This window comes from Aquiflexum sp. TKW24L, from assembly GCF_023502205.1.
Lineage (GTDB): Bacteria > Bacteroidota > Bacteroidia > Cytophagales > Cyclobacteriaceae > Cognataquiflexum.
Genome location: NZ_JAMFLG010000001.1, coordinates 35,481 through 48,572, shown reverse-complemented (window position 1 = coordinate 48,572; position 13,092 = coordinate 35,481). Strand labels below are relative to the sequence as shown.

The 13,092-nt window shown below is 38.2% G+C and carries 12 protein-coding genes; 9 read left to right on the top strand and 3 right to left on the bottom strand.

The features are described from left to right. The first annotated feature begins 109 nt into the window (after positions 1-109). The 3 genes from M3O96_RS00190 to M3O96_RS00180 all read left to right on the top strand — a co-directional run bounded on the left by M3O96_RS00190 (position 110) and on the right by M3O96_RS00180 (position 2,005). Positions 110-694: a hypothetical protein gene (locus M3O96_RS00190; RefSeq protein ID WP_249717394.1), complete on the top strand. Its 585-nt coding sequence runs from the start codon at positions 110-112 to the stop codon at positions 692-694. 128 nt (positions 695-822) lie between these two features. Further along, complete coding sequence (locus tag M3O96_RS00185; RefSeq protein ID WP_249717390.1) at positions 823-1,245, top strand: hypothetical protein; 423 nt, start codon at positions 823-825, stop codon at positions 1,243-1,245. A 349-nt stretch (positions 1,246-1,594) separates the two neighbouring features. Beyond that, entirely contained in the window at positions 1,595-2,005 is a 411-nt protein-coding gene (locus M3O96_RS00180; RefSeq protein WP_249717387.1) for a hypothetical protein, read from the top strand. A gap of 26 nt (positions 2,006-2,031) precedes the next feature. Here M3O96_RS00180 and M3O96_RS00175 read toward each other — a convergent pair whose 3' ends face one another. Next, a complete protein-coding gene (locus M3O96_RS00175; RefSeq protein WP_249717384.1) occupies positions 2,032-2,817 on the bottom strand; it encodes an AAA family ATPase in 786 nt (261 codons plus the stop codon). A gap of 300 nt (positions 2,818-3,117) precedes the next feature. Between M3O96_RS00175 and M3O96_RS00170 the strand changes: the two genes are divergently transcribed. After that, complete coding sequence (locus M3O96_RS00170) at positions 3,118-3,564, top strand: hypothetical protein (protein WP_249717380.1); 447 nt, start codon at positions 3,118-3,120, stop codon at positions 3,562-3,564. Positions 3,565-3,685: 121 nt separating this feature from the next. Here the strand turns inward: M3O96_RS00170 and M3O96_RS00165 are convergent, their stop codons facing one another. Next, positions 3,686-4,585, bottom strand: coding sequence for a hypothetical protein (locus M3O96_RS00165; protein WP_249717377.1), 900 nt, complete (start codon positions 4,583-4,585; stop codon positions 3,686-3,688). Between the two features lie 48 nt (positions 4,586-4,633). On the opposite strand from M3O96_RS00165, the gene M3O96_RS00160 reads away from it, so the two are divergent. From M3O96_RS00160 to M3O96_RS00140, 5 genes are all read left to right on the top strand, one after another. Continuing rightward, complete coding sequence (locus M3O96_RS00160) at positions 4,634-5,719, top strand: oxygenase MpaB family protein (RefSeq protein WP_249717376.1); 1,086 nt, start codon at positions 4,634-4,636, stop codon at positions 5,717-5,719. 110 nt (positions 5,720-5,829) lie between these two features. Beyond that, complete coding sequence (locus M3O96_RS00155; protein WP_249717374.1) at positions 5,830-6,135, top strand: DUF2752 domain-containing protein; 306 nt, start codon at positions 5,830-5,832, stop codon at positions 6,133-6,135. Continuing rightward, the gene (locus M3O96_RS00150; protein ID WP_249717372.1) at positions 6,128-6,523 is read left to right on the top strand and encodes a TM2 domain-containing protein; all 396 of its coding nucleotides are present in this window, start codon (positions 6,128-6,130) and stop codon (positions 6,521-6,523) included. The genes M3O96_RS00155 and M3O96_RS00150 overlap by 8 nt, the downstream gene beginning before the upstream one ends. Next, positions 6,516-7,460 (top strand): DUF4097 family beta strand repeat-containing protein, encoded by a 945-nt coding sequence (locus M3O96_RS00145; RefSeq protein ID WP_249717369.1) that lies wholly within the window; start codon positions 6,516-6,518, stop codon positions 7,458-7,460. The genes M3O96_RS00150 and M3O96_RS00145 overlap by 8 nt, the downstream gene beginning before the upstream one ends. A gap of 571 nt (positions 7,461-8,031) precedes the next feature. Further along, positions 8,032-11,055 (top strand): COR domain-containing protein, encoded by a 3,024-nt coding sequence (locus tag M3O96_RS00140; RefSeq protein ID WP_249717366.1) that lies wholly within the window; start codon positions 8,032-8,034, stop codon positions 11,053-11,055. Between the two features lie 69 nt (positions 11,056-11,124). On the opposite strand, the gene M3O96_RS00135 is transcribed toward M3O96_RS00140, so the two are convergent. Further along, complete coding sequence (locus M3O96_RS00135) at positions 11,125-13,077, bottom strand: CHAT domain-containing protein (RefSeq protein ID WP_249717363.1); 1,953 nt, start codon at positions 13,075-13,077, stop codon at positions 11,125-11,127. Positions 13,078-13,092: the final 15 nt, after the last annotated feature.

Below are 13,092 nucleotides of genomic sequence, written 5' to 3'. Positions count from 1 at the left end.
GCTAAGGAAATCCAAGAGGACATCCCTGTTGCTTTTTGCTTTAATGCTGATTGGCTCAAATTCCTGTGTCACATACACTAATCTATATGATATATCGAGACCGCTAACTTTGGGCCTTGATGCGGCTGACACCCTATCTTGGGATTATTTTGAAGGTATGGCTCAAGGAGATAAAATTAGGGTGACGGATAAAACCAAAAACAGCCAAGATATTCTATTTTCAAGTGCATCTGAAGGAATGCTCTATGGACAGGCTTTCAGGGATGCTTATAATTTGAAAAAGGTTGACCCTCATGATTTTTCGATTCCAATCAAAAGAATAAGCCAAGTCAAAGAAATAGGTAAAAGTCGCAAATTAAAAAATGATGAAAAGCCCAAGTTCTCAAACCGGGATTTGTATAAAATAAAAATGGGAAGTAGGGTAAGCATATTGAAAAAAAATGGAGAACTACAATATCTGTATTTCAAAGAATTCAAAGATGGGGTCGTCTATGGGGATACATGGGGGAGTAATAAAAATGACAGAAATAAAGTGCCAACCAAAGCGATTGGAATTCCGATAAGTGAAATAGAAGAAATTACTGTTAGAAGTTTTAATTTCTCCCGTACAGGTTTATTGACGATTGGTATCGCAGGGGCATTCTTAGGAATAATAATTATTGCATATATAACTGATCCTATCTATTTAAATTAATGCAAGCAACAGGGATAAAAACTTGAAGGCAAACCTATTATTTGACTAAAATTAATCCCACTTATAAGGTAAACCAAAAATGAAGAAATAAAGCCAATTGTCTTTTTCTTATTACTTACAAAAAGATTATGAAAAATAAATTTGTAATCAGCAGATTGAATTTGATTTTGATATTTTTCATACTGACAGTTAGCTGCAAAAGCTATAGAAATGTTGAAAAACTGGATCCAAAAACTTGTAAAAACCAAGAGGGGTTTTTTGTTGCAGAAAGCGAATTTGATAAAATTAAAGAGGGAGAGAAAATACTAGTAAAACTTACCACAGGAGAAAAGTATTATATGCTCTACGGTTCTTTTGAGGAAAAAATCCTTAGTGGGAAAGTCTGGGTGGACTATAAAGTTGCAGGAAATACAGAACCTTATAATTTAGATATCCCTTTGGAAAAAATTTTAAAGGTGCAAGTTTTAAGAAAGGATTTACGGGCAGTCGTACTTTGGGCAATATCAGGAGTTATACTTTTAGTATTCTATTTACCGGCAATCAATAGATAAAATAATGTACTTAGCTTCAAGAATCAAGGGCAAGAATGGTATTCCGGAAGGTTCTGAATAAAAGCAAAATTGTCAACTGACTCAGTTGACTAGAGTTATTCAATCAACAAGATTTCAATATTCCGGTCTTATTTATTTTTTTTCCGATCGATAATTTGAAATCGGCAGTTTGAATATGATTTTGATATTTTTATCCTTGTCCGTAAAAAGTAAAAGCTAAGGTAATTTTGAAAAATTGGAAATAAAAACAAAAAGAAACCAAGTATACTTTTAACTTTATTAGAAGGCACTTAATTAAGATTTCTAAGCTCCGTTTATTTCGTCTATGTCTGTTACTTTCCTCAGCAATATGAAAAGCATTTTAAAAATTAATGTTGTTTTGATTTTGGTTTTCAGCTTTTCGCTGTTTTCCTGCACCTCCTACAAAAATGTGGTTGAGTCTTCAGGACCAGATAAAACCTCCGGAATTCCTTTGGAAACCCTCCAACCTGGAGATAAGGTCAAGATCACCAAAAAAGATGGCTCTAAAGTTTACCTAGTATTTGAAAGGGTGGAGGATAGTCAGATTTTTGGTGAAATCCATCGTGATTCCGCTGCTTCGGGTAGTTTCAAACATTATGATTCTTCCATTCCTTTAGAGGAAATCCAGCAAATTGAGCTCAAGAAATTCAGTTTGGGTAAAACACTTGGGATTCCATTAGGAGCAGCTGCCCTTGCATTTGTGCTCTATATTATGGCCTTTGGAGGTGCTTTTTCTTAAGGTTGACTTTTTTGATTTATAATTCTTTACAAATACCTCAAAAATGCATCAGGGTTGTTGAGGAAGTTTTTCATGATGGTAAAGTGTTCGGTATCCTCATACTTGACTTTTTGGATTGAATCTGAAAACTGATAAATAGTAGCTTTGGGTAGGGTCATCAGAATAGGAGAGTGGGTGGCAATAATGAACTGGCAACCGTGATTTTCGGAGAGGTTCTTGATCAAAGAAAATAGTGCCAACTGTCGTTGCGGAGAAAGTGCCGCTTCCGGTTCGTCTATCAGGTAGATTCCTTCCGCCTGCAGTCTGCCCTGAAGCACCTTTAAGAACCCTTCCCCATGAGAGACTTCTGTCAGGTCCCCGTATTTGCGAAGCAAAGCTTCCTTTTGACCATGGACCGCGCCGACGGCCAACTTCAACCCTGTGCCGCTCAATCTTTTTTCAAAATCTACAATGTCGCCTTTCAGTTCTTGATCCAAATTGCGGAGACGCTTTACAAATCCAAAATAATCCTCCGCCCTAAAAAAGAAACCTCTGTAAGCCTTCTTCTTCCATGAAGTTATGATGGCTTCACCGAATGCTTTTACTCCCTGCAACGTTTCATCTCTTTCTAGATCATTACTTCCGATTGCTGGAAGGTTAAGCTTGATTGCCAATGCTTTAAGCAAAGTAGATTTGCCTGATCCATTCTCACCAACAAACACCGTAACAGGGGTAGTAAATGACATTGACCCCAACTCCCTAAATGCTGGTAAGGTAAAAGGAAAATAGGATTGAGACCCTGAAGGAAGGTTGATTTGACTGAGGTAGTACATTGTTTAAGAGGATTATTTTAACTACGGGGATATCTTTTTCTTTGTTGTCATTGTTGTAGTCGTTGTAATTGTTGTAGTGGTTGTAATTGTTGTCATTGTTCCCGAGTAACCAAGTCTTGAATCTTGTGTCTTTTTTAATAGATGAAATTCAGGTCTATTATAGATTAAAATGGAAGTTAAACTGATTTTTACTAAAATATAAAATTGCTTTGGCCCAAATCAATTATTAAAAATTTGGAATGCCCTATTCAAGTGAAGGGCTTTTTTTAATTTTATCAGGTAAATAAAACGACTTGAACTATGGGGGCCAAACTAAAACTTTTCTGTCTGTTTTTTGGACTTTTTTCCTTGTCTTGTACCAAGTACGAGGACTTGTCCAAGATATACAACCTACCTCCCCACGTTTCCTTTTCCGGATATGATACCTTGGTGCCTTTTCAGGAAAACAAAGAATACCACATCATTTTGGTGGACAAGTCAGAGCTTTATTTTTTGGTAGAAAAGAAGTCAAACCAAAGTATTTCGGGCTATATCACTCCAGAACGACCTCTGTTGGAATTCCCAAAAGTCAAGTACCATGAGTTAAAATTACAACATATCGTACAGGCAAGAGTCAGGGTATTTGACAGGGCCAAAACCGTATCCATGTTTGCTTTATTATTCGGAATTTTGATCCTTTCGGCTGTATTCATCATTATCCTTCTCGCAAAGCCTGCCAACGAATCAGGAAAATACTGGATGTTTTAAATTGCTGATGGAATTTAGATACGGCCAGATAGCAGGTCCATACCTTTCAACCTTTAACCTTCTACCTATTACCACTTACCTTTTACCTCTTACCACTTACCTTTTACCTCTTACCACTTACCTACCTAACCCTTTCCATCACCATCACCAACTTCCTCAATTTGTCAGAATAGGCCATTCGGGTAATGTTTTGATAGCCTTCCAAGATAATGGAACCGGCTTTTTCCCAATCCTCTTTTTCAGGTTTTCGGATATACAGGTCATCCCCTTTTCCCATCAGAATAAGCTGGTTGTCCAACCAAATGAAGTCTTCCGAACCGGGAAAAGTGAAACCATAATCGACATAAGCTCTTTTTTCAATGTCAAATCCTTTGATGGCATAGGATTTCACCCCGTCCACTTCTTTGCTGACGTTTTTGTCGATATAGGTAATGATGCTGGTTTTGGGTCTTTTCTTTACCGAGCGACCGACGTTTTCGCTGATAGTGACCAGCTCTGATTTGCTGTATGGATAGACGAGCTTGTTGGGCTGACCAAGGACAAACATGGCGGCTTTATTGTCATACCAATCGTAATAACCCACCGGTTCGATGTCGTCATACAACAATTCCGGTTCCCCAAAATTGGTTGGATAGAGCCAAAGCCGCTGCTTGCCGTCAGGCTCTACTGTGACTGCAGATACATACAAACCACAATCCGTCAGGGAAGGCGAAAATTCATTCCTGTCAGGAGTTTTGGTGAGGTTGGTAAACTTGTCTTTTTCAAAGTTGTAAATGATAATGTCGTTGTTGCCCTTTTCGTCTACCGCCGAAAAAGCCATTTGAATGTCATTGATAAAAGCAGGCTGATTGTCATACAAGGGCCGGTCGGTAATCAAGGTTATAGTATTGTAATCAAGAACCAGTTTTCCATTGGATTTTTTGAGGTCTATGGCAATCAGGTCAAAACTGCCTTGGGCAAAAGCATTGATTGACAGTAAAATACAGAGCGAGATAAAGGATAATCGTAATTTGAGACGCATAAGCATGAGTTTTCGGAAACTAATTTACAAAATCAGGGTTAGACTAAGGTGGGAAAATTAAGTTTATATACCAATCAGAACCTAGATACACTCAGGTCTAACGGTGACGTGTTGGCTGATATTGCAGTTGGGTTCTTGGTCAACCAACCTGAATGGTGCGAAAAAATCAATTCTTGGAAAGTTCTTCCTACAGGAGAAGAATTGGTAAATTTTCCACAGGAATTGAAAACCTTTATTCAGTTTTTCCATAATCAGCCTGACTTTATTTCCCCCGAAAAAATCAAAGCTTCTCAGGATTTTTTTGACAAAGAGGGAAATCTCTACCTGTCACTTTTGGGCTTTTACTCCTTGCCTTACTGCTATGCTTTCGCAGATGGTGCTCAAGTCCTTGTCCGCTCCAAAAGAATCACCGATGAAGTAGGCATGCGGCTTTCCGAAACAGCCTTATTCTTGTTGGATTGTTTTGTTCCCGGAACATTTGTTCATGAGAATAAGTCGCTATTGACCATCGCAAAGGTGAGGTTAATCCATGCCTTCAGTAGGTATTTTGTATCCAAATACGCCAAAGACTGGAATCCAGATTGGGGATTGCCCATCAATCAGGAAGATATGATCGGTACCAACCTTGCCTTTAGCCTCATGGTGATGCGGGGAATGGAGAAGCTCAACCGTTTTCCCGGTGTGGAAACACACGAAGCTGTTTTGCATTATTGGAAAGTCATCGGCCATTATTTGGGAATTGATATTGCCTATTGGCCGGAAACAGCCAAGGAATCTTTTGAATTGGAAAAACTGATCCGCAAACGTCACGTCCGACCTTCGGAGGCCGGAAATACCTTGATCAAGTCTTTGCTCGGCTTTTATGAAAAGGCTATTCCAGATGCTGCTTTGTCATCATTGTCTGAAACATTGGTGGCTTACTTTGTAGGAAAGGAAGTAGCGGGCGTATTGGGGATCAAAGAAAAAGCAAAACTCCCCAAAAGTGTTTATGCTTTGGTGTTGGATTTCAACTTTTTGAAACAAAGCGGAGGAAATCCTTCGTATCAGAAAACCCGAACCCAGTTTTTGGAACAAAGTAAAGCCCAATTCGGCAAGGAACTCAAATTAAGCATCCCAGTTCCAAAGCGTCCATAACCGAACACTTTTTTGTCCGTGTACGTGTCAGGACAATTTCCAAAGACGTTAATTTTGGTTAAAACAGGCCTTTTTACCTTGTGGCATTCTTTTCGTACTTTGAGTATCAAATGAAAAGAATCGGTACCCTCATCCGCACATTCCCTTTAGAATTGGTCTTTTGGATCGGAGCCCTCATCGGGATTCTGTTGATTGACCCTTATGGCGCCCAACACTTCACCCTTTGCCCATTGGAGAACCTAGGCTTCCATTGGTGTCCGGGATGTGGATTGGGTCGGGCCATGAGTCTGCTGACCAAAGGGGACATTGCAGCATCATGGTCCATGCATCCGCTAGCCATGTTTGCCTTTGGCGCGATCGGTTACCGCATTTTCGAATTAATCAGACACTTAAAAACTACTAATCACTATGGCTAATGTATTGAGACACCTTCCGGAGCTTGAAGGTATGGAATTGGGTTACATTCAGGGAATCCTGAAAAATATGGATGACGATCAGGCAAATCTCTTTGCCCAAGTATATCGCGCCAGAAGAAAAGACAACCAAATGGTATTGATCCTTTGCTTGCTCGGTTTCTTCGGATTTGCAGGACTCCACCGCTTTATCCTCGGACAGGTCGGATTGGGGATCCTCTACATCTTCACCCTTGGATTGTGCTTTATCGGTACCATCGTAGACTTGGTCAATTACAAAAGTCTTGCATACGAATTCAACATCAAGGTGGCACATGAGACGCTATCCATGATGTCTAACAATAGCAACTTTTTCCCAAATGTAAACCCTAACACTAGTGGCAATGCATAAGGGAATCAAATCACTTGGCGTATTATTGGGAACAGGTTTTCTCCTTGCATCCTGCGATGCACCGGAGAAAACCGTCACCCACGACTATGAAGAAACCTTCCAAGGTGTCAAAGAAATAGAATTGGAAGGAAAGTATCTCGAAGTAACTTACGAAGGAAAATCGGGAGAAACGGACGTTAACCTCAACGGTTACCTTGAAGCTGCAGAGAGTTCGGGTATGGAAATCACCTACCGCCAATCAGGTTCCAAACTCATCATCGAAGTGATTGGTGACCAGGACATAGGTTGGAACTTTGGCAATCAGACAGAAGGATACATCAGCCTGACCGGTCCTGAAGACATCAAACTCAATTTGGTCAACGGTTCGGGTTCTATCGAAGTTCTCAATGTCATCCATGACGTCATCGACCTGAAAGTCAACTCAGGCAGCATCAAAGCCACGGCGCTCGAAGTCGGCGTAATGAACCTGATTGCCTCCTCAGGAAGTATCAAGGGAGAGGCGCTCACCGGAAAAGTGAATACCAAGGTCAACTCCGGAAGTATTGAACTCAAGGAGGTGGTAGGAGATATCGATGCAGTCGCTTCCTCAGGAAGCCTCAAATTGGAAGACGTCAAAGGGGTAGTAGATGGCAAAGTCAACTCCGGAAGCATGAAGTTCATCAACGTCACAGAATTGGGAGACCTGACCGCAAGTTCGGGGAATATCAATGCCGAAAACTCCGGATTGGGCAGCAGGACCTCCCTTCAGGCCAACTCCGGCAGCATCAACATACAGACATCTTCTGACCTTAAGGCCTTCAACTTTGACCTCAAAGCCAACAGCGGCGGCGTCAGGGTAGGGGAAGAGAATTCCGACGACAAACTTACCCTCAACAATGGCGCCTCCAGCACCGTCACCGGAAAAGTGAGCAGTGGGAGTATTAAGATTGTGAATTAGGGATTGGAAGATTTGAAAATTGAAAAATTGGAAGATTTCTAAGGAAGTTTCAAGGTTTTAATGTTTCAAAGTTGAAAGGATTGGAGGATTGGAAAATTAGAGATTCCGAAGAATTATAAATGAAGAAAAGCCTTTGGCCGAAAAGGGTCAATGGTTTTTTGGTTTTGGGGGGAGGGTTATATTTCTTGGAGGAAGGATCAATAAGAAGGTAGTGATGGAGAGGTAGTGGGAGAGATTGAAAAATTATTAAATTAGAGATTAAGTTATTGGGTTATTGAAGATTGGGGGTTAGTGCCAATCATACTTTAGAAACATGAATAGAATCTTCCTTGTCATGCCGACGGAAGGAGGCATCTGATTTCAAGACTTTTTTTTGCTATTTCTTTCTATTTACAATGTGACGCAGATTTTTTTTGATAATGGTAAAATCGAGGACCATTTTTTCATTTTTAGATTAGCCACCTTATTAATCCAAAATTTTTCCTTTATATTTTTAGATTGAAATGTTTTTGGATAAATTCAATCCTATTATTTTGAGTTTTAAGCGAATACAAATCCACACAAAACTTTTATGGACTCCCTAGCCTTAACCCTGATCAAAAAAAACATGGAAACCAAGGATCCTTATTTGGATTTGGGAAATTGTGGATTAAGTGGGGATGAGCCGGAGCTTGAGTTATTGAGGGAGTGTGAGCATTTGGAAACTTTGGTGATGGCCAATGATTGGAATGAATATAATGAAGATATTGGTGATTGGATCAGAGTTATAAGTCAAAATTCAGGAAAAAAAAATTACTTTAATAAAAAGAATGGAATATTCAATATTGAAGATTATTTACCAATTAATTTGAAGGAGTTTATTTTATCAAATTCGAGTTTAGATAGTTTTTCGCTTAATGGTCATCCAAAGAATCTTGAAAAATTAAACCTTGAGTTTTGTCGTATATATAATTTTGGTTCATTAAAAAACCTGGTTTTCTTAAGGGAATTAAATTTAGCTGAGCTAGAGATAGATTTACCTGAAATAACTAATTGCCCAAATATTGAAATCCTCAATTTAAATGGTAATTACATATACAATTTTGAACCAATTTCAATTTTTTCAAAACTTAAAAAACTGTTTTTAATTAATAATGATGCACGCGACCTTAATTTTATTAAAAGTCTATTTAACATTGAGGTATTGGATTTAAGGGGAAATAAGGTAAAAGAAATAGAGTTATTATCTAATCTTAAAAGCCTTAAAATTTTATACATATCTGACAATCCCGAAGTTCGAAATATTTCGTCTTTCTCAAAACTAGTAAATATTCAGAAATTGGTTTTCTCAACAAGTCGAATTTCAGATTTATCTGGTCTTAAAGAACTTATCCAAAATCCGAATCTTAAAGAAGTTTTTTTATCCAATATTTCTCCCGAAAATAACTTAAATATTCCCCCTGAATTTTTTAGTCAATCCGAAAATGACAATTGTCTTGAACGACTCCAAAGCTATTTTTCCTCAATAGAAAAAGGCAAGTCTTTAACTCATGAAGTCCCAGTGATTTTAATTGGGAATTCCACTGCAGGAAAAACTAGTTTAATGAACTTTCTATGCTATGATATTTTCCCTCCTATTGAAAACTGTTCAACTCATGGTGTAATGCCTTTGGTTTGGGAGCCTGAGAATATTGAGATAAAATTTAATGACTTTGACCTCAAAGACAAAAAGTTCCAATTTTATTTTTGGGATTTCGGAGGTCAGGAATATTATCATGCTACCCATAGATTGTTTTTCAAAAAAAGTGCTATTTATATTTTAGTATGGGAACACAAGACAAATTTTCAAGGAGTTTTAGACCAAAAAATTAATCTAAAAAATAAAATCGGAAAGATTATTGAAAAGAAACTTCCAGTAAATTTTTTCCCTGTTAGATATTGGTTGCATTCTTTGAGGTTAATAGCGGATGACCTTGAAAGGGCACCTTTGTTACTTATTCAGAATAAAATTGACGAGGAAGAAAATAGTCAGATCTATTATTTAAGCAATGGAGAAATGACCGAATTCGGCATTAAAAAACAATTTTCTTTTAGTGTTCAAGATGCATTTTTAAGTTCTTCAGCTTCTATAAATTATCTAGTATATCAACTATTTAAAAAAGAGTTTATCAATTTGGCTAAACTACGTGTCAATAATTTTAATAGGCAGAATAAATGGGGAGAGTTGATTGAAATAATTAAATTAAGAAAAGATGAGAATATCTTATCAATGGATACTTTTTTCAAAATTATACTATCCTTAAATCCCGATAGTATTAAGGAACATATTTTATCTTATTTGATAAGTTTGAAGAGTTTGGGCTATATTTTACACTATTCCCAAAATGAATTCATGAAAGACTTTATTTTTATAAATCCGGAATGGGTGGTAACAAAAATTTATGAAATTTTAGATAGTTCAGTGCTAAAGGCAGGAGGGGTTTTTAATTTGGACAAAGTCATTGAAGTAGTTGGAGAGAAAGTTTCATATGCATTTGTTTCTTTAATTTTGGATTTTGAATTGATTTTTGAGGATAAAGAAAATCAGTGTTTTATCGCCCCTCAATATTTGCCTGAACTTCCCAAGAATGAAATGGCATTGAAATGGGCCATGAATAGTTTACCTGAAGAAGCTTCCATAATGATAGGATTTTCGGAGTTTATGCTGCCTAACATTATCCAAAGGGTGATAGCTGCAATAGGGGACAAAGCAGTGGATAAAATCTACTGGAAATATGGAGGAGTTTTCAGAGTGGAAGGAAATCCTGTTTTAATCCAAAGCTTCCCGGATGAGAAGATGGTAAAGATTTTTGTAAATAAACATGATCGGGCTTCAAAATGGGAGATTTTCAGGCTGTTTTGGGAAAAGGCGGAAAATGATAAAAGTTTAATGCTTTCCATTGATAATGGAGAAGAATTTGTTTCTATAAAAGATATCTTTGAACAGCGGGATTTAAAAAATAAATTCATAAAATCCCAAAAGGGAAATAAAGTTATAATTGAGAATTATTTGTATTTATTTAAAAATGAACCACCAATTAAAAGCGGAAGTGCCATGGATGAGAAAAAGCAGATCAAAATTTTTGTTTCCTACTCCAGTAAAGACAGAGAATTGATGGAATTGCTGAGAGATGGTTTAAAAGCTCATTTAAGTCAACACCCAAAATATCAATTTCAACTTTGGTCGGATACAGAAATTGACATAGGAAGCAATTGGAAGGAAAATATTGAAGCTGCTATGGAGAATAGCCAAGCTTCCATCCTGTTGGTCAGTGCCAACTTTGCAGCATCGGAATTTATTAATAAGGAAGAGCTTACTATATTTTTTAAGAAAAAGAAAGAAGAAGGATTTAAATTTATTCCTGTAATGGCCCGCAATTACCAATTTGAGAATTTCGAATCACTGTCCTCTTTACAGTTTTTCAAAACATACTATTCTGACTATGGCTATAAAAAACCGATAGTAAAAAATAAGTTAATGCCGTTTGACAAATTGGCAGAAAGTGAGGATACTACAGATGGTCAATTGAACGAATATTATCACAATTTGGCTATAAAAATCCTTTCAATTTTTTAAACACAAATCTTTAAACTTACACGTAAGCCCACCAGTTTATCAAAATACTCCTAACCAATAAACTTCTACTTATGAAAAGTCCTCCAAGGGAGGCAATAGATCTCGAAGCATTTTGGCATTGGCGGCCAATTTCGGTGGAAAGGTATCTGGGTAAACTTTTGGCCACCAATGGATATACCTTTCCAGCTGTCTGGCCATGGACTCTTTGGCATTATTATACTGCTTATCTGATGCTGCGATCTTTTGGACCTGTTCCATCGCCTGGTTAATTTCATCCTGATCATCTTTAGGGTTCGAACCAGGCATATTTAGGGGTTTGAGCAGGTAAAGCTCTGCCAAGGTTCCCCAGGCCCAAATCCTGGCAGCTTGGTCTTTTAAAGTTTTCCCATCCCTCGTGGCCATGAATTGGGTGACGGACCAGATTTCCTGATCGGAATCAGGTATGCTTTGGGAAATGGCTTGTAGGGCCAAATACTGTGTCGCGTTCCAATGACTAAATGGATTGGTTTCAAATCCTTTTTTATAGTAGATTTTGGCACGCTCCAAGGCCGCATTACTTTCAGCTATCAGTCCATCCGATGATTGCGGATTTAAATTCGCCCAACGAAAGAGAAATTCTGCTTTTCGCTTGAAAGAACTGCCCAATAATCCAAAATGCTCCGATTGGTTTTGGGGTTTAAGAGTACTTTCGTTATTACTATCCATCATTTTCTCAAGGACCTCAATAGAATGAAGCAACTTATTTTTGATAATAAGGAAAAGTTCATCCATTTGCTCTTTGGTAAATTCGTCCCAATGTTTGAAAATATGGTCAACCCAACTATTGCTTACCTTCATGGAATCAAAACGCCAATTTAATTGCGAACTTTCCAATTGCTCGTCAATATCATCGGGAAATCGGGCGTAAGCAATCATACTGGACCAATCATGGCTTTGTTCTTTTTTTAAGACCACTCTTGTTTCATATAAGGCCAGACGGGGATCATAGCCGTTGACCATCTTTTCAAACAGGGTCTTTATAAGTATGGTTGAACCGGATTGTGTAAGTGGAAACTGGGAGGCAATGATACAAGGGATGCCTGCCTGATGGAGCTGATAGGCCACACTTCCGGAAGGGAGGATAGTATTCCCTATATTTCCACTGTCGCATACGGAAAGGGATACCACTGCAGGGGATAATTTTTGATTGTCCGGTACCAAAGCTTTGGCCAAGCTTTCCCCCGGGACCCGATGAATCTTATCGGTAGTGTTATTTTTACATAAAAGTAGCCTGAACTCCATTACAGCTGCATTTTTAATTTGACCCCCACCATGTGCCAATAAATGAAAATGGGTATAGGGTCTTTCCTCCTTTTGCCCATGGAGTATTTCTTGCTGTATTGCTTCTATTGATGCATGAGGTATGGTTGTGAGAAATTCCGAAAGGTTTGGTTCTGGATAGGCAATGGTTTTCTTGGGTCTTGCCAAATGGGATACCATTTTTTCCAATACGGCTTGGTGTTCCTTATGTGGTACCGGCATCTTTGGGTCAGGTTGGGCCCAGGCAAAAAGTATTCTGGGTTTGTGAGGCCAGGAATAATTTGCCTCTGTCTCCTGACGGATTTCCCTTGTAAGACTAATTATCCTATCGGGATGTGCCAAAAGAGGAATTTTCTTTCCCTCGGAAATATTTTCAGGACAAGGGAAAAACTCAAATGGGACTTGTGCCAATTCCAAAGGAGTGGCTACCAACCGGATGTGCAATGGGCTAAGATCGTTTTCATCAATGGTAAGGTATTTCAGGTCCTGCAACAGTTTGGAAGTTATCCTTTGGAAATAAGAAATTGCTTCATCAGCTGAGGAGGGATCGGCATCATTATAACGCAGTTGGCTGATCTTTTCGATTAATTTGTCATGGCCACAGGAAATTGTAAAGGTTACCTCAGGTTTGGTCCCAAACATGGAAATATACCGGGTATCCTCATTCAATAAATAATTATTGTGTGTACCTGCCCTTGCAATCCCTAATATCAGTTGTTTCATTTTTTTTAGAAAAGA

Excerpts from the sequence above, each read along its gene's own strand:
- M3O96_RS00165 (WP_249717377.1), bottom strand. The coding sequence starts at position 4,585 with ATGCGTCTCAAATTACGATTATCCTTTATCTCGCTCTGTATTTTACTG.
- M3O96_RS00175 (WP_249717384.1), bottom strand. The coding sequence starts at position 2,817 with ATGTACTACCTCAGTCAAATCAACCTTCCTTCAGGGTCTCAATCCTAT.
- M3O96_RS00185 (WP_249717390.1), top strand. The coding sequence starts at position 823 with ATGAAAAATAAATTTGTAATCAGCAGATTGAATTTGATTTTGATATTT.
- M3O96_RS00135 (WP_249717363.1), bottom strand. The coding sequence starts at position 13,077 with ATGAAACAACTGATATTAGGGATTGCAAGGGCAGGTACACACAATAAT.
- M3O96_RS00155 (WP_249717374.1), top strand. The coding sequence starts at position 5,830 with ATGAAAAGAATCGGTACCCTCATCCGCACATTCCCTTTAGAATTGGTC.
- M3O96_RS00145 (WP_249717369.1), top strand. The coding sequence starts at position 6,516 with ATGCATAAGGGAATCAAATCACTTGGCGTATTATTGGGAACAGGTTTT.
- M3O96_RS00180 (WP_249717387.1), top strand. The coding sequence starts at position 1,595 with ATGAAAAGCATTTTAAAAATTAATGTTGTTTTGATTTTGGTTTTCAGC.
- M3O96_RS00140 (WP_249717366.1), top strand. The coding sequence starts at position 8,032 with ATGGACTCCCTAGCCTTAACCCTGATCAAAAAAAACATGGAAACCAAG.
- M3O96_RS00150 (WP_249717372.1), top strand. The coding sequence starts at position 6,128 with ATGGCTAATGTATTGAGACACCTTCCGGAGCTTGAAGGTATGGAATTG.
- M3O96_RS00170 (WP_249717380.1), top strand. The coding sequence starts at position 3,118 with ATGGGGGCCAAACTAAAACTTTTCTGTCTGTTTTTTGGACTTTTTTCC.